At 72.9% G+C, this 15,979-nt stretch carries 16 protein-coding genes; 4 read left to right on the top strand and 12 right to left on the bottom strand.

All coding sequences use genetic code 11. The features are described 5' to 3' along the window. Positions 1 to 97 precede the first annotated feature (97 nt). Together HNR30_RS11175 and HNR30_RS11170 are read right to left on the bottom strand one after the other, a co-directional pair. The gene (locus HNR30_RS11175) at positions 98 to 559 is read right to left on the bottom strand and encodes a peroxiredoxin family protein (RefSeq protein ID WP_181609686.1); all 462 of its coding nucleotides are present in this window, start codon (positions 557 to 559) and stop codon (positions 98 to 100) included. 44 nt (positions 560 to 603) lie between these two features. Continuing rightward, on the bottom strand, positions 604 to 1,170 hold the full coding sequence (locus tag HNR30_RS11170) for an RNA polymerase sigma factor (protein WP_181609685.1): 567 nt from the start codon (positions 1,168 to 1,170) through the stop codon (positions 604 to 606). A 236-nt stretch (positions 1,171 to 1,406) separates the two neighbouring features. On the opposite strand from HNR30_RS11170, the gene HNR30_RS11165 reads away from it, so the two are divergent. Further along, the gene (locus tag HNR30_RS11165; RefSeq protein WP_181609684.1) at positions 1,407 to 2,471 is read left to right on the top strand and encodes a nitrilase-related carbon-nitrogen hydrolase; all 1,065 of its coding nucleotides are present in this window, start codon (positions 1,407 to 1,409) and stop codon (positions 2,469 to 2,471) included. Here the strand turns inward: HNR30_RS11165 and HNR30_RS11160 are convergent. From HNR30_RS11160 to HNR30_RS11145, 4 genes are read right to left on the bottom strand one after another with little or no spacing between them, the layout of a single operon-like run. Further along, positions 2,422 to 4,074, bottom strand: a complete 1,653-nt coding sequence (locus HNR30_RS11160; RefSeq protein WP_181609683.1) for an allophanate hydrolase — start codon at positions 4,072 to 4,074, stop codon at positions 2,422 to 2,424. The genes HNR30_RS11165 and HNR30_RS11160 overlap by 50 nt on opposite strands. Continuing rightward, positions 4,071 to 7,541 (bottom strand): 5-oxoprolinase/urea amidolyase family protein, encoded by a 3,471-nt coding sequence (locus HNR30_RS11155; RefSeq protein WP_181609682.1) that lies wholly within the window; start codon positions 7,539 to 7,541, stop codon positions 4,071 to 4,073. Before HNR30_RS11155 ends, HNR30_RS11160 begins: the two co-directional genes overlap by 4 nt. Positions 7,542 to 7,543: 2 nt before the next feature. Beyond that, positions 7,544 to 8,131, bottom strand: a complete 588-nt coding sequence (locus tag HNR30_RS11150) for an urea amidolyase associated protein UAAP2 (RefSeq protein ID WP_181609681.1) — start codon at positions 8,129 to 8,131, stop codon at positions 7,544 to 7,546. Beyond that, entirely contained in the window at positions 8,131 to 8,913 is a 783-nt protein-coding gene (locus HNR30_RS11145; protein ID WP_181609680.1) for an urea amidolyase associated protein UAAP1, read from the bottom strand. Before HNR30_RS11145 ends, HNR30_RS11150 begins: the two co-directional genes overlap by 1 nt. A 134-nt stretch (positions 8,914 to 9,047) precedes the next feature. Here HNR30_RS11145 and HNR30_RS11140 point away from each other — a divergent pair, with 134 nt between their 5' ends. After that, complete coding sequence (locus tag HNR30_RS11140; protein ID WP_220133406.1) at positions 9,048 to 9,686, top strand: TetR/AcrR family transcriptional regulator; 639 nt, start codon at positions 9,048 to 9,050, stop codon at positions 9,684 to 9,686. On the opposite strand, the gene HNR30_RS11135 is transcribed toward HNR30_RS11140, so the two are convergent. From HNR30_RS11135 to HNR30_RS50060, 4 genes are all read right to left on the bottom strand, one after another. Beyond that, positions 9,612 to 11,153, bottom strand: coding sequence for an amino acid permease (locus HNR30_RS11135; RefSeq protein WP_181609679.1), 1,542 nt, complete (start codon positions 11,151 to 11,153; stop codon positions 9,612 to 9,614). The genes HNR30_RS11140 and HNR30_RS11135 overlap by 75 nt on opposite strands. Positions 11,154 to 11,258: 105 nt before the next feature. Continuing rightward, the gene (locus HNR30_RS11130) at positions 11,259 to 11,882 is read right to left on the bottom strand and encodes an HNH endonuclease family protein (protein WP_181609678.1); all 624 of its coding nucleotides are present in this window, start codon (positions 11,880 to 11,882) and stop codon (positions 11,259 to 11,261) included. A gap of 11 nt (positions 11,883 to 11,893) precedes the next feature. Continuing rightward, positions 11,894 to 12,244 (bottom strand): ACT domain-containing protein, encoded by a 351-nt coding sequence (locus tag HNR30_RS11125; protein WP_181609677.1) that lies wholly within the window; start codon positions 12,242 to 12,244, stop codon positions 11,894 to 11,896. Further along, a complete protein-coding gene (locus HNR30_RS50060; RefSeq protein WP_220133405.1) occupies positions 12,241 to 12,999 on the bottom strand; it encodes an AraC family transcriptional regulator in 759 nt (252 codons plus the stop codon). The genes HNR30_RS11125 and HNR30_RS50060 overlap by 4 nt, the downstream gene beginning before the upstream one ends. A gap of 55 nt (positions 13,000 to 13,054) precedes the next feature. On the opposite strand from HNR30_RS50060, the gene HNR30_RS11115 reads away from it, so the two are divergent. Then, complete coding sequence (locus HNR30_RS11115; protein WP_181609676.1) at positions 13,055 to 13,867, top strand: phytanoyl-CoA dioxygenase family protein; 813 nt, start codon at positions 13,055 to 13,057, stop codon at positions 13,865 to 13,867. Continuing rightward, on the top strand, positions 13,864 to 14,124 hold the full coding sequence (locus HNR30_RS11110; RefSeq protein ID WP_181609675.1) for a hypothetical protein: 261 nt from the start codon (positions 13,864 to 13,866) through the stop codon (positions 14,122 to 14,124). The genes HNR30_RS11115 and HNR30_RS11110 overlap by 4 nt, the downstream gene beginning before the upstream one ends. A 22-nt stretch (positions 14,125 to 14,146) precedes the next feature. On the opposite strand, the gene HNR30_RS11105 is transcribed toward HNR30_RS11110, so the two are convergent. Both HNR30_RS11105 and HNR30_RS11100 read right to left on the bottom strand, forming a co-directional pair. Further along, positions 14,147 to 14,626: a Dps family protein gene (locus HNR30_RS11105; protein WP_181609674.1), complete on the bottom strand. Its 480-nt coding sequence runs from the start codon at positions 14,624 to 14,626 to the stop codon at positions 14,147 to 14,149. Between the two features lie 61 nt (positions 14,627 to 14,687). Beyond that, a complete protein-coding gene (locus HNR30_RS11100; protein ID WP_220133404.1) occupies positions 14,688 to 15,890 on the bottom strand; it encodes a PucR family transcriptional regulator in 1,203 nt (400 codons plus the stop codon). Positions 15,891 to 15,979: the final 89 nt, after the last annotated feature.

Here is a 15,979-nt window from a genome sequence, read left to right as displayed (position 1 = left end):
TCTCCCCGTTCGCCTCCTCGCACCCGCAGCATCGAACCTTATCCGCCTGGCCGGAGTGGGTGTCGCCGCAGGCGGCCGGCGACCGCCCTCCCGGGTCTCATGGGCGCAGGGCGCCGACGGCCTCGGAGATCTCTTTCCTGAGGTAGCCGCCGGTGGGCAGGGTCGCGCCGTGGGCGTGGCGGACGACGCCGCCGGTGTCGACGAGCACCGTGCCCGACTGCTGCAGGGAGCCGAGCATCTTCCTGTCCAGCCCGAACAGCTCGTGCGGCGTGCCGTCGCGGCCGACGACCACGGGGAACGGGATGCTCCGCCTGGCCTTCCACGCGGCCGCCGTCCGGCGATCCTCGGGGACCGCGACGAGCACCTTCACGTTGCCGGCGGCGAGCTCGTCGCGACGCCGTACGAGGTCCTGGACGTGCCGGTTGCAGATCGGGCACGCCGTCGATCGCATGAAGTAGACGAGCACGGCATGACGCCCCCGGTAGTCGGACAGGCGTACGGCCTGGCCGTCGGTGTCCTCCAGGACGACGTCGGGTGCGGGTGATCCGTTTTCGAGCATGGCGAAACTCCACTCCTGTAGGGGAAAGAAGGTCGGGCGCCGTTCTAGGGGCGGTGCCGCGGCTCGGCCAGGCCCTGCCGTACGGCGTTGCGGGCCCGGTGAAGCTGGGACTTCATCGCCGCGTCACTCAGCCCGAGCCGCTGGGCGACCACACGTCCCGGATACCCGAGGACATCGCGCATGATCAGCACCCTGCGCTGCACGTCCGGCAGCTCCTTGATCGCCTGGGCGACGAGCTCGGCCTCCAGGCGCTGGATGACCTCGTCCTCCGCCGAGGTCATCAGGCCGGGGCCGATCTCGGTGTGGCGGTCGAGCAGCAGCCGGGCCCGGCGCAGGCATTCGTTCCTGACGATGCGGAACAGCCAGGAGGCCAGCGCTCCGGTGGCGCGCAGCGAGCCGATCTTCCGGTAGAGGATGATCAGCGCCTCCTGGGCCGCGTCCTCCGCGTCCTGCGGCGAGGCGCACAGGTGCTGGGCGAAGCGCCGGACGTGGGGGTGGGCGCCGTGTACCACCGCGGTGATCGACTCCTGATCGCCCGCCTGGGCGGCCTCGATGAGGCGGGTGCTCGCCCAGGCGCGCCCGGCCGTGTCCCCGCCGCCCTTGCCACTCATCCGTTGAGCTCCTCTCAGCATGACCTTCACCTCATAAGAGGGCACCGCTCGGGAAAAGGATTCACCCTTCCTGGACCGGCCGGGTCACGGCGACCCACCCGGCGCGGGGCAACCCCGGGTCCGCGAGCGTGACGGAACCCCGCCGAGGTCGCCGGGTGCGGTGGCGCCACCGCCCTGCTCGCGGCGGCACCACCCGGGGGCTACCCTCGTAACCCCCGACGTGTGAAGGCGGCGAGATGACCTCGGAAGTGCTGCAGGCGAACGGGCGTGAGGTGGCCGCCTACGACGCCTATCGCGCGCTGGCCCTGCAGCTCGCCACCCGTGCCGTCACCTCCCGCGAGCAGATCGCGGAGGCGATCGGCAGGATGGCCGCCCAGGTGGCGGGCGCCCGCGCCTGGCTCGGCCCCGAGCTGCGCCTGGTCGTCCTGCCCGAGTACTTCCTGACCGGCTTCCCCATGGGCCACGACGTGCCCACCTGGCAGAAGCTGGCGTGCCTGGCGCCGGACGGGCCGGAGTACGAGGCGATGGGCGAGGTGGCGCGGCGCCACGGGCTGTTCCTGTCGGGCAACGCCTACGAGAGCGACCCGCACTTCCCCGGCCTCTACTTCCAGGCGTCCTTCATCATCGCCCCGTCGGGCGAGGTGGTGCTGCGCTACCGGCGCCTGCACTCCATGTTCTCCCCCACGCCCTACGACGTGTGGGACGCCTACCTGGAGGTCTACGGCATCGAGGCGGTTTTCCCCGTGGTGCGGACCGAGCTGGGGGCGCTGGCCTGCGTCGCCTCCGAGGAGATCCTCTACCCCGAGCTCGTGCGGGTGCTGGCCCTGCGCGGCGCGGAGGTGCTGTGCCACTCGACCTCGGAGGTGTCGGCGCCCGCCCTCACGCCCAAGGCGGTGGCCCGCCGCGCGCGGGCGCTGGAGAACCTCGCCTACGTGGTCAGCGCCAACTCCGGCGGCCTCGACGGCATCCCGATCTCCCGCGACTCGACCAACGGCGGCTCCGAGGTCGTCGACTTCGAGGCCAGGCAGCTGGCCGTCGCCGGCCCCGGCGAGTCGCTGGTCGCCTCGGCGGAGCTCGACCTGGCGGCGCTGCGCCGTACCCGGGGCAGGCCCGGCATGACGAATCTGCCCGCCCGGCTCAAGCCCGCCCTGTGGGCTGAGGAGTACGGCAGGCACGAGGTGGAGCGGCCCAACGCGCTCCTCGACGGCCAGGTGCCCGATCGGGCCTGGTTCGTGCGCCGCCAGCAGGAGATCATCGCCTCCCGGACGCCAGGTACGCCCTCCAGCCACCGTGAGCCGTGATCTCCGCGGCGCCGCCGAGCCCTTCCGGCGTGCACACGAATCCGGTCACCGATCCTCCGTCCGACAGTTCGACCTCGCCCAGGGCGAGGGGCCGGGGCACCTGGGCGAGCAGGCGGCCCAGGCCTTGCGCGGGCAGCTCCCAGACCTCCACCTCGATCGCCGCCCCGCCGTCCGCCGCCCTGACCAGGCCGGGTTTGGGCGGATCGGTGGCCAGGGCGTACAGGCGGTAGTGCGGCGCGGTGGCCGTCGTGGCGGCCAGGCGCGCGCCGTGGGAGGTGAGCTGGTGGTTGAGCGGCTGGCCGCTCAGGTGCGCGCCCACCACGGCGAGCAGGAGCGGCGGGCTGAGCCGTTCGGCGATCGCGGCCAGCAGGTCGTCGGCGTGCGCGCGGCCCAGCAGCATCACGCCGAAGGGCCGCCCGCCCACCTCGCCCGCGGGTACGGCCAGGGCGGACAGGCCGAACAGGTTCGTGGAGTTGGTGAAGCGCCCCAGCCTCGTGTTGGCGGCCAGAGGCTGCTCGGCCACCTCGGCGATGGTGGGGTGGCCGGGTGTGGTCGGCAGCAGGAGGGCGTCGGCGTCGCCGAGTCGGGCCATGGCCTGGGCGCGCAGGAGGGCCAGGCGCTCCTGGTCGGCGAACAGGCGGTGGGCGGGCAGGGTGGCGGCGGCCGTGATGATGCCCGCGACGGTGGGGTCGAGGCCGGGGCCGCCCTTGGCGACGAACTCCCCGACCGCCGTGTGCCGCTCGGCGACGAACGCGCCCTGGTAGAGCAGGTCGGCGGCCTCCAGGAAGGGGGCGGGGTCGATGGGGACGAGTTCCACGTCGCGCAGCGACCGGGCGGCGCGCTCGAAGGCCTCGCCCCAGCCGGGGTCGAGCTCGCCCAGCGCGCCGGCGGGCGGCACGGCCACCCGCCACGGGCCCGGCCTGCGGCTCCCCCACGGCCCGGCGCCCGGTGACACCGACGACCCGGCCGACACCCCGGACGGGGGCTCGGACGTCATGACGGCGAAGGCTCGGCGGGCTTCGGCCAGGGTGCGCGCGAAGACGGTCACGCAGTCGAGGCTCCGGCACGCGGGCACCACCCCGTCGGTCGGCACCAGGCCGTAGGTGGGCTTCACCCCGACGATGCCGTTGAAGGCCGCCGGGACCCGTCCGGAGCCCGCGGTGTCGGTGCCCAGGGCGAAGTCGGCGATCCCGAGCGCGACCGCCACGGCCGAGCCCGAGCTGGAGCCGCCCGAGACGTAGGCCGGGTCCACGGCGTTGCGGACCGCGCCGTAGGGGCTGCGGGTGCCGACCAGGCCGGTGGCGAACTGGTCGAGGTTGGTCGTCCCGAGGACCACGGCGCCCGCCGCCCGCAACCGCGCCACCACCTCGGCATCGCGGCCGGGATGGTAGGCGTACGAGGGGCAGCCGGCCGTGGTGGGCAGCCCGGCGACGTCGATGTTGCCCTTGACCGCGAAGACCGTCCCGGCCAGCGGCGAGGCCGGATCCACTGCGGCGGCCTCGGCCTCCACGTCCTCCCGGGGGCGCAGGCCGATCCAGATCTCGGGCCTGTTCACCTCGGCGATGCGCGCGTACGCCCGCCGTACCCTGTCGACCGCGCTCACGCCGCCTCTCCCTTCAGCACCACCAGGGCGGAGCCCGCCTCGACCTGGTCGCCGGGTTTGACGAGGATCCGCTCCACGATCCCGCCCTCCCGCGCCACGACGGCGGACTCCATCTTCATCGCCTCCAGCACCACCAGCCGGTCACCGGCCTCGACCCGCTGCCCCTCGGTCACCGTCACCTGCCAGACGCTCGCCGCGAACTCGGCCTCGGCCACCACGCCGCCCGCGGGCGCCTCGAAGCCTGCGGGGGCGGGAGCGGCGCTGTCGCTCTCGGCGCGCGAGAACTCCCCCGCCTCCTCCCACGCGGCCCGCTCGGCGGCGAAGGCCGCGGCCTGCCGGGCGCGGAAGGCGGCGATCGACTCGTCGTTGGCCGCCAGGAAGCGCCGGTACCCGGCCAGGGAGAACTCCCCCTCCTCGACCTTCGGCTCCAGGCGTCCCGCCGCCATGTCGGCGCGCAGGTCGAGCAGTTCGCGCGCGCTCACCGGATACCAGCGGATGCGGTCGAAGAAGCGCAGCGACCACGGCCGCTCCCGGCCGTAGGTGGACCACACCTGCACGGTGCGCCCCACGAACTGGTAGCCGCCGGGGCCCTCCATGCCGTAGACGCACAGGTAGGCGCCGCCGATGCCGACGGAGTTCTCGGCCGTCCACGTCCTGGCCGGGTTGTACTTGGTGGTGATCAGCCGGTGCCGTGGGTCGAGCGGCGTGGCCACCGGCGCGCCCAGGTAGACGTCGCCGAGCCCGAGCACGAGGTATTCGGCGTCGAAGACGACGTCGTGGACGTCCTGGACGCTGCCGAGCCCGTTGACGCGCCGGATGAACTCGATGTTGTCGGGGCACCAGGGTGCGTCGTCGCGCACGCCCGCCATGTAGCGCTGGATCGCCTCCCGCGTCGCAGGGTCGTCCCACGACAGGGGCAGGTGGACCGTGCGCGAGGGCACCACCAGGTCCTCGACGGGCGGCAGGCCCGCCTCCAGCTCCATGAGGACGGCCAGCAGGCGTTCCTGCGCGAGCGACGCGGGGTCGAGGTGGACCTGGAGGGAGCGGATGCCGGGGGTGACGTCCACGACGCCGGGCAGCCGCGCCGCCTCGACCGCCTCGGCCAGGGCGTGCACGCGCATGCGCAGGGCCAGGTCCAGCTCCATGGGGCCGAACTCGACGAGGATGTTGTCGTCGCCGCTGCGCCGGTAGGTGACGTCGCCTCGCCGTACGAGAACGCCGCCGTCGCCGCGGCGGCCGACCGCGGAGGGCAGCGGGACGAACCGCACGCTGTCGCCGGGTCGCAGCTGGCCGAGCTTCCACCGCTCGGCGGTGACGACCGTCGCCGGGCAGACGAACCCGCCGAGGGAGGGGCCGTCGGGTCCGAGGATGACGGGCATGTCGCCGGTGAAGTCGACGGCGCCGACGGAGTAGGGGGTGTCGTGGATGTTCGACGGGTGCAGCCCCGCCTCGCCGCCGTCGGGGCGGGCCCAGCGGGGTTTGGGTCCGACGAGCCGGACGCCGGTCCTGGCGGAGTTGTGGTGGACCTTCCAGGTGGCGGCGTAGAACTCGGCGATGTCGTCGCCGGTGAAGAACTCGGGCGCGGCGTGCGGGCCTTCGACGACGCCGATCTCCCACGTCCCGGTCATGGGCGGGGGTACGGCGGAGCCCGCCGGCAGGTGCGGGCCGCCCGGTACGGCACGCAGCACGTCGCCCGCCCGCAGCGCCCGGCCGCCGTGGCCGCCGAAGTTGCCGAGGGTGAAGGTGGAGGCGCTGCCCAGGTAGGCGGGCACGTCCAGCCCTCCGGACACCAGCACGTAGGTGCGCATGCCGGTGGCGGGCGTCCCGACGTCCAGCGTCGCCCCCGCCGGGATCTCGAAGGGCTCCCCGAGCGTGACCGGCTCGCCGTCGACGGTCACGGGAGCCGGGGCGCCGGTGACGCACACCGTGGTCGCGTGGGTGAAGCGCAGCGCGGGCCCCTGCAGCGTGCACTCGATGCCCGCCGCGCCCTCGGCGTTGCCCAGCGCGAGGTTGCCCGCGCGGAAGGAGTGCCAGTCCATGGGGCCGGACGGCGGCACGCCCACCTGCCAGTAGCCGATCCGGCCCGGCCAGTCCTGCACGGTGGTCTGCATCCCGGCCCTGACGACTTCGATGCGCGGCGTGGTGTCGGCGATCCCGGCGAGGGTGGCGGTGCTGTGCCGTACGGCGCGCACGTCCGCGTCGTCGACGACGGCCCGCAACAGCCCCAGGTTGGTCTCGATCCCGTCGATGCGGCACTCGCCGAGGGCGGCGCCGAGCCGCGCCAGGGCGCTGTCCCTGTCGGGTGCGTGGGCGATCACCTTGGCCAGCATCGGGTCGTAGGAGGCCGTCACCTCGGTCCCGGTCTCGACCCACGTGTCCACCCGCACGTCGTCGGGGAACTCGACGCGGGTGAGCCGCCCGGCGCTGGGCCGGTACTCCTTGCTCGGGTTCTCCGCGTACACGCGGGCTTCCACCGCGTGCCCGCGCGGCTCGGGCAGCTCGTCCAGCGGCGAGGTGTCCCCCTGGGCCAGGCGCAGCATCCACCCGACCAGGTCAACGCCGTAGCGGGCCTCGGTCACGGGGTGCTCCACCTGCAGGCGGGTGTTCACCTCCAGGAAGTACGGCCGGCGGCGGACCGGGTCGTAGATGAACTCCACCGTCCCGGCCGAGCGGTAGGAGACCGATTCGCACAACCGCACGGCGCTGCCGGCGAGCAGGTCGCGCACCGCGTCGGGCAGGCCGGGGGCGGGCGCCTCCTCCAGCACCTTCTGGTGGCGCCGCTGCAGCGAGCAGTCGCGGTCGCCGAGCGCCACGACCCGGCCGCGGCCGTCGCCGAACACCTGCACCTCGACGTGACGGGCCCCTTCGACGAAGGCTTCCAGGAACATCCCCGCGGTGCCGAATCCGGCCGAGGCCACGTGCTGCACGCTCAGCCACGCCTGGCCCAGTTCCGCCGCGTCCCGGCAGGCGCGCATGCCGATCCCGCCGCCGCCCCCGGTGGCCTTGAGCATCACCGGGTAGCCGATGCGCTCGGCCGCGGCCAGCGCGGCGGGCAGGTCGGCGAGCAGCCCCGTGCCTGGCAGCAGCGGCACTCCCGCCGTCCTGGCCGCGGCGCGGGCGGTGTGCTTGGCGCCGAACAACTCCAGCTGATCGGGCGTGGGACCGGCGAACACGATCCCGGCCTGTTCGACGCGGCGGGCGAAGCCGGCGTTCTCCGACAGGAACCCGTAGCCGGGGTGGAGCACGTCGGCTCCGGACTCGATGGCCGCGCCGAGCACCCGGTCGGCGTCGAGGTAGCTCTCCTTGGCCGGCGCGGGGCCGAGGCGGACGGCGTGGTCGGCCAGGCGCACGTGGGCGGCGCCGCGGTCGGGGTCGGAGTGGACCGCCACGGTCCGCAGGCCCATGAGGCGGGCGGTGCGGATGATCCGGACCGCGATCTCTCCGCGGTTGGCCACCAGCAGCGTCATCGTCACTGGATCGTCATCCTCACCGGCGTGGGGTCGAAGCCGTTGCACGGGTTGTTGATCTGCGGGCAGTTGGAGACGAGCACGAGCACGTCGGTCTCGGCGCGCAGGCTCACCCGCAGGCCGGGGGCGGAGATGCCGTCGACGATGCCGAGGGTGCCGTCGGCCTCGACGGGGACGTTCATGAACCAGTTGACGTTGCTGACCAGGTCGCGCTTGCCCAGGCCGTGGCGCAGTCCCTCGGCCAGGAAGTTCTCCACGCAGGCGTGCTGGGACCAGGTGTGCTGGCCGTACCTCAGGGTGTTGGACTCCTTGGAGCAGGCGCCGCCGACGGTGTCGTGGCGTCCGCAGGTGTCGTCGGCGACGGTCATGAGCGGGGTGTGCTCGTTGGACAGCAGCACGGTGCCGGTGGTCAGGAAGATGCCGCCCTGGGCGTGGACGGTGTCCTGGGCGCTGTAGCGCACGGACGTGTCGTGGGCGTCGTAGAGGAGGCAGTCGACGGCCTGGTTGCCGCCGAGGTCGGTGATGGTGAGCGTCTGACCGGAGCGCACGACGGCCGACCAGGGGGCGCGGGCGGGGACGGTGATGTCCATCAGCGGGTCACCTCGGCGGTGTTCTCGAAGGCGCGGCGTCCTTCGGGGGTGGCGTTCCAGAGGGGGTCGCCGGGTCCGGTGGGCGTCCCCTGGCGGGCTGTCACGTCCAGGAGGCCGCACGTGTAGGAGGGGCGGGGGTCGACGGGGTGGGGGGTGTTGGCGATGAGGACGGTCACCGGCATCTCCATGCGGAGCGTCACCGCGGCGCCGGGGCCGGCCGAGCCGGTGAACTCCAGGCGCCCGTCGGCCGGGTCGACGCGCACCCCCTGGAAGAAGGAGATCGACGGCGGCAGGTCGCGCGGCTCCAGGCCGTGCTTGGCGGCGGCCAGCTTGAACAGCTCACGCCCGGCGGGCGAGGCGCCGTGCGGGGCGCCGTCGCCGTATCGCTCGGTGTTGCGGAGCAGCGTGGAGGCTCCGCACATGGTGTCGGCGGGGGCGCTCGACTCCAGGATCGTGGCCAGGACCCGGCCCTGGTCCGACAGCAGCAGGTGGCCCGCGCCCGGGTAGGCGTTCCAGAGCACCTTGACGGTGTCGGCGACGTTGAGCCGTTCCCAGGGGCGGCCGGTCACGTACAGCAGCAGGTGGGCGCAGGCGTCGCCGGTGACATCGGTCAGGGTCAGCTCCGTGCCCCTGGTCAGGGCGCGATGCGTGTAGCCGCCGCCCGCCACCGTTTCCGACCAGGTCTGGCCCTCGGGGGCGGGGATGTGCGGCATGGCGGGGACGGTCGTGCCCTCCTGGGCGCGGGCGTGCTCGCGCGCGCCGTGCGTCGTGGCTGTCGCCATCGGCTCCTCCTCTATTTCTGTCGCACGACAGAAATTAGGAGGCGGACGTTTCCCCCGGTGCGCGCCCAGGTTTCCGCCGTGTGACCGAAAGCTCACCGTCCGGCCGGGTCCCGGCCCTGTGAAAGGATCGGCTGGTGAGCAGACGAGGGGTCGGACGGCCCAGGGCGGTCGCGCGTCCCGACACCGGGCTGTCGGCCCGCGAGGAGTTGCTGGCCGCCGCCGCCGAGCTGTTCACCGTCAACGGCTACAGCGCCACCACCACGCGCGAGGTCGCGCAACGGGCCGGGATCCGGCAGGCGACGATGTACCACTACTTCGCGGGCAAGGAGGCGCTCCTCGCCGAGCTGCTGGAGAGCACGGTGCGCCCCTCGCTGGAGGCCGCCCGCCTCCTGGCCCCCTCCGAGGCGCCTGCCGGGGCACGGCTGTGGGCGCTGGCCTGCCGCGACGCGGCGCTGCTGTGCTCGGGCGCGCACAATCTGGGGGCGCTGTACCTCCTGCCGGAGGCCGACCGGTTCGAGGAGTTCCAGGCGTTGCGGGCGGCGCTCAAGCAGGCCTACTCCGACCTGCTCGCGCCCATCACCTCCGACCGGCTCCGGGCCGAGCTGGTCTTCTCCGTGGTGGAGAGCGTCATCCTGATCCGCAGGAACACCTCCGCCGTCGCGGTCGAGCCGATGGCGGAGGCGATCGCGGACGCCGCCCTACGCGTTGGCGGCGTCGGTGAGGACGACCTGGCCGACTTCCGGAAGCTGGGCCGCGCGCTTCTTGGCGGCTGACCACCGGTAGAGCAGGCCCGCCCCCACCGCCACCGCGAGGAACAGCACGGTGAACCACTGGAAGTACCACTCGCCGCTGGCCGGCGCGTAGACCTCCGCCCGCGGCCAGGCGAGGTTGACGGCCATGCCGACGCCGTACAGCACGGCCAGCACGTTGACCGGCAGCCCCCAGCGGCCCAGCGAGAACAGCGGCCTGCCGTTCTCGTCGGTCCCGGCCGGGGCGCCGCCCTTCCACGAGCCCTTCAGGCGCTGGAAGAGCAGCGGCCCGGTGACCAGGGCGTAGGCGATGTAGAGGGCGACGATGCAGGTGGTGCCGACGGCCAGGAAGGCGTCGGGCGAGACGAAGTTGATCGCCACGATGACGGCCGCGAGCACGCCGGTGACCAGCGCGGGCCCGGCCGGCATGCCGGTGCGGGGCGAGACCCTGGCCAGGCGCGCGGAGAAGGGCACGACGCCGTCGCGTGCCATCGAGAAGAGCATGCGGGTCGCGGCGGTCTGGATCGCCAGCGTCGCCACACAGATGGCCACCACCACGTCCACCAGCAGGAGCTTGCCGACTCCGTCGCCGAGGGTGCTCGTCAGCACGTACGACAGGCCCTCGGTGGCCAGGCGCCCGTCGGTGAGGCTGGGCGCCGCCAGCAGCGCGGCGAAGACGATCAGGCACGCGAGCAGGCCTGCCGCGCCGAGCGCGGTGAGGATCGTGCGCGGCGCGACCGCGGAGGGCTTGCGGGTCTCCTCGCTGAGCTCGCCCGCGCTGTCGAAGCCGATGAGCACGTAGGCGGCGGCGAACGCGGCGACCAGCAGGGCGGCGAAGGCGCTGCCCGGCATGCCCGTCTCGAAGGTGATCGTGGGCGTGCGGTCGGCATGCGTGAGCAGCAGCACGACGATGAGGACGGCGCCGATGATCTCGGCGGTGACGCCGACGACGTTGATCCTGGCCATGATCCGGTTGTCGAGCATGTTGATCACGGTCGTGGCGGCCAGCAGGATGACCCCGAACAGCGCGGCGTTGGCCGCGCCGTCCGCCGAGACGGGCGAGGGGTCGGTGCCGATCAGCTGGAAGCCCGGCCAGATCGCCGGGAGCACGACCTGCAGGGCCAGAGCGGCCGCCGCGATCACCACGACCTGGCCGAGCACCATGATCCAGCCGGCGAACCAGCCGACGGCCGCGGTGCCCATCCGGGTCGACCACTGGTAGATCGCCCCGGAGATCGGGTAACGCGCCGCCAGCTCCGCGAAGCACAGGGCCACCGTCAGCTGCCCGGCCAGGACCAGCGGCCAGGTCCAGAAGAAGGCGGGACCGCCGAAGGAGTAGCCGAGGGCGAAGAACTGGAAGACCGTGGTCAGGACCGAGATGAAGGAGAAGCCGGCGGCGAAGGAGGCGTAGCGCCCCATGCTGCGGCGCAGCTCCTGCCGGTAGCCGAACTGCTCGAGGACGCTCTGGTCGATGGGGGGTGCGGTCGCCATGGGGTCTCCCCGGGGAGGCAATTTCTGTCGATTGACAGATAAGTAACGCCGCCCCGTTTCCCCCGCGTGTCCCGGGTGTGTGCCGGCCGTAACGGTGCCCTCACATCAGCAGGTGCGCAGCATGTTCAGCAACGCGGTGCGCTCGCCGCGGGTGACGAACAGCTTGTAGTGGTGCTTGACCGTGATCCACGAGATGGCGTACCTGCACCAGTAGGCGCGCCGCGGCGGGCGCCAGCTCTGCGGGCCCTGGCCGCCCTTGGCGATGTTCACCGAGTGGCTGACCGCCTTCAGCTCGGGGCGCCACAGGTCGTTGGCGAAGGCACGCCGCTTGGCCTGGCTCCAGCGTTTGGCCCCGGAACGCCACGCGTAGGCCAGCGGCACCACGTGATCGACGTCGACATGGCGCTCGCTCCTGAGCCACTTGCCGTCGTAGGGGCTGTACCAGCGTCCTCTGACCGGGTGGCAGGAGGAGTTGCGCCTGACCCCCTTGCCGTCCCTGGCCAGCACCACCTCGCGCGTGTCACACCTGCCCTTGTGATGGGCCCAGCGGGGCTGGAACCGCTTGTGGCTGTAGCCGCGAATCGACAGGGCCCTGGCCACCTTCAGCTGCGCCAGCATGCGACGGGCCTGGGTCTCCGACTTCGGCGCCGCCTCGGCCGAGGAGGGTGCGAGGGGGATGACCAGGACGCTGAGTGCGGCGGCTCCTGCCGCCCGGATACGGGGGATCATGGTCCCTAGCTTTACATATCGACGCGATGCCCTTCGGCCTCCAGCGCCGCGACCGCCTCCTTCAGCCGGTGCTCCGGCACCAGGACGAGGTCGGCGTGGAACGTCGAGGCCGCGAAGACCGCGATCTCGGCGTCGGCGAGCGGCGCGACGATGTCGGCCAGGGCGCGCACGTTGTGCTTGGCCGCCTTGCCGTACAGGCCGACCCAGCGCTCGCCCGAACCGGTCGGCCACGTCTCGCGCACCACCGTGAGGCCCTCGGGCGCGCGCACCAGGGCGATCCACTCGTCGTCCTCAGGGAAGGTGGCGTGCGGCAGGTGCTCGACGGCGAACACGGACGGGACGACGCCCAGGTGCTGAGTCATGCGTCGTATCTAAGCGCACGCGGCGACGAGCCGAACTCACGACGGCACGCCTTGTTGAAGGCCTGGAGGTCGGGGATGCCGACCTGGGCGGCGATGGCGGGGATGGCCAGCGTCGACTCGCGCAGCAGGTGCAGGGCGCGCGTCAGCCGTCGGCGGCGCAGGTAGCCGACGACGGTGTCGCCGGTCTGGGCGCGGAACAGGCGGGTGAGGTGGTTGTGCGATACCCCGGCGGCGCGGGCGATGTCGGGGACGGTGAGCGGGGCGGCCAGGTTGGCCTCGATGTGCTCCGTGGCCGCCGCGATCACCGCGTGCGGGCGTTCGGCCTGGGGCAGGTCGGCCACCCGCCACAACACGCTCCACACCTCGGCCGACATGCGGGCGGGGCCGGCGGTGACGGCGGTGCGCAGGGCGGCGGCGATGGCGGGCGCGTGGTCGCCGGTGTCGCGCATGACGGGGACGGTGCGCCGCTCCTGGGCGCCCGGCAGGCGGAAGTGGGCGTACAGGTGCTGCGACCGGCCGGTGTAGTGGTAGTGCACCTCGGCTCCCGGCGGGATGAGGCTGAGCCGTCCCGGCCTGATGAGGTGCTCGGCTCCCCCGACGACCAGGCGGGCCGCGTAGCCGTACAGGTGCAGTTGCCACAGGTCCGGCAGGCGGAAGACGTCGTGGGGCCGGGCGACGCCGTGCACGCCGATCCCGGCGCTGGCGACGTCGGGGGGTTCCGACAGGGGCAGGGTCACCTGGTGAAAATCAACCACCGTCTGATGATTTCATCCCATTTCAGGGGAACCGCAGGGCCGTAGCGTCGGACGCGTGCCAACCACTTCCCTGACTTCAGTCCAGGTGGCGCGCTTCGTGGCGGCAGGCTACCTGCGCCTCGACGCCGTCGTCCCCGACGAGCTCAACGACCGCGCGATCGGCGTGCTGGAGGCGGGCCTGCCCGCCGTCCCGTACGGCACGCCGATCGAGGACGCCTTCCCCACCGGCGGCTTCACCCGCGACCTGCTGGAGGTGCCCGAGGTCGCCGGGGCGCTGCGCGGCCTGGTGGGACCGGGCGCCACCGTCGACCACCACGCCGTGCACGTGCGCCGGCCGCGCGGCGGCGAGGCCCAGCCGCTCCACGGCGACGCGATCATCGACGTCCGGCCCGACGCCTTCGACGTGCAGCTCATGTACTACCCGCGCGCGGTCGAGGCCGACATGGGCGGCACCCTGGTCGTCCCGGGCAGCCACCTGCGCCGCACCAACGAGAGCGACACCGGCCGCTACCAGAACCTGCTCGGCCAGGTACGGCTGACCTGCCCTGCGGGCACCGTGATGCTGCTGCACCACGGCATCTGGCACGGCGGGCGGCGCAACGACAGCGACGTCCAGCGCTACATGTACAAGATCCGGTTCAACCCGACGGTGCCGCAGGTGCTGCTGTGGGACACCGCCGACCTGCGCGACCCCGCCGTGGCGCGGGAACTCGACCGGCGCTTCCCCTGGTACGAGCACGCCACCGGGCGCCTGGAGGTCCACAACCGGGTGCACCTGTGGCGCACCATGACCGCCGATCCGACCTTCGACATCGACTACTGGGCCACCCGCGTGAGCAACCGCCCCCTTCTCCGGAGCGCCGTATGAAGCAGCAGGTCCTCGTCCTCTACCTGGCCAACTCCTCGCTCGACGCGCCGGTGGTCGGCTGGTCGTCCTACGACGGCACCGGGGCCGCCCGGCCCACCGCGGGCGACGGCGACGAGCCGCCCTACCGGAGCGGGGTGGAGGCTCTGCGCGACGGCTGGCGGTTGTTCCAGGCCTCGCAGCTGATCCCGCCGTACCCGGGGCACGAGTACGACACCTCGTTCCTCAAGCACGAGTTCTTCTTCGAGAAGCTCGCCTAGCCCCACCCCCTCCGGCTGAGGGTCAGCCGGCGTCGGCCGCCTGCGCCTCGAACATCCACGCCTGCTTGTCGAGGTCGCGCGCCACCGCGATGAGCACGTCCTGGCTCACCGGGTCGGCCTCGGACAGCGCCGAGATCCGCTCGCGCAACCGGCCGCCGGATGCCCTCAGGATCCTCACCATGCCCTGGACGACCGCCTTGTCGGCGACCCATCCGGCCGCTCCGGTGCCCGGCCCGTGGACGGAGGCCACTGTCTGGGCGCGGCCGTCGGGGTTGACGCCCACGGCCACCGACCGCTCGGCGACGGTGTCGGCGTGCGCGCGGCTGATCGCCACGATCTCGTCCAGCTGCAGGTGCAGCGAGCGGAACCGCGGCCCGACCAGGTTCCAGTGGTACTGCTTGGCGACCAGCGAGATGTCGATGAGCTCGACCAGCGTGCCCTGCAGGGCCTCGCCGGCGAGCTTGCTCTCCGCCTCACCCAGCGGGCTGCTGATGATCGTCATGATGCTCCCCTCCTCCTCGGTGACGGTCAGCCCTTCCCGCAACCGGCCGGAGCATGCCTGGTCAGGTGGTTTCCGGCAGCCGCCGCACCGCTTCGAGGGCCAGCGCGATGTCGACGATGTCGCGCGGGCGGGCCAGCGAGCGCCCGGTGAGCTGCTCGATCCTGCGCACCCTGTTGATGATCGTGTTGCGGTGGCAGAACAGGCGTCTGGCAGCCCTGGCGGCCGAGCCGTCGCAGGCCATCCAGGTCTCCAGGGTGGTCAGCAGCAGGTCGCGGTCGGCGGCGTCGAGGGAGAGCAGCGGGCCGAGGGTCCCGGAGACCAGGTGCCCGGCCAGGTCGGGCTGGGTGATGACCAGGACGGCGGGGATGCGCGCGTCGAGCCTGGCGAGTTCGGGCCCGCCGTCGAGGCAGGTGCGCATGGCCAGGGTGGCCAGTTCGTGGGCGCCGCCCAGCTCGGCCAGGCCGCCGACGACCGGGCTGACGCCGCCGACGCCGCTGACGATGAGGCTCAGCTCCTGGCACAGCTCGTCGAGGGTGACCTCGCCGAGGGCGGCCACGGCCACCTCGTGACCGGCGCGCATGCGCCACAGCAGCCGGGCGCCGCCGAGCGAGCCGGGAAGGCGCACGTCGTCCTGGTGGCGGTAGCCGGGGAAGCGCACGGTGACGACGGCGTAGCGGCCGCGCTCGGGCAGGTCGAGCGAGGCGGCTGCGGTCCGCACGACTCCGGCGTCAGCGGTGCCGTCGAGCAACGCGTCGAGGATAGCGTCGATCCGCTCCTTGCTGCGGCCCAGGATCTCCTGCTCCCGCCTGCTGTAGGTGTCGCACGTCACCATGCACTGCCTGTCGATCGCGTGCCAGACGTGGCCCGCGGCGCGCACCAGCACGCCGAGCCGGTCGGGGAACTCGCGTTCCGTGTACTCCACCATGGCCGTCCAGGTGACCTGGCCGGCGATGCGGTACATGCGTAACAGCGAGTCCAGCGGCAGTCCCTGCTCGGCCCTGCGTTGCGCCATGGCCGCGGTGAAGACCAGGTCACGGCGCTCGGAGGGTTCCTGCAGGATCGCCGCGAGTCCCTGGCGCACACCCTCGCGGGTGCTGCTCCAGTGGTCCTCGTAGGAGACGTACGCGCAGTACACCTCGTCGGCCTGCCGTACCCGGTCGACCAGGTCGTCGGTCAGCCGGGTCAGGTGGTGGTCGAGCAAGGCGCTGGCGGCGGTTCGCAACGTCTGGCGGACGTCCTCGTCCACGAACGAATGAGGGCGCATTCCCCGAGGTTGCCACCGACCATTTGTCTAGAACAAGGCTCTGTAGCGATTTGTGACCTGGGCCTGTGCGGGTGCACAACGGGCGCGCC

It is taken from the genome of Nonomuraea soli (genome assembly GCF_013761175.1).
In the GTDB taxonomy this organism is placed as follows: Bacteria; Actinomycetota; Actinomycetes; order Streptosporangiales; family Streptosporangiaceae; genus Nonomuraea; species Nonomuraea soli.
The sequence above is the reverse complement of the archived record's forward strand: the minus strand, read 5'-3'. Positions and strand labels throughout refer to the sequence as shown.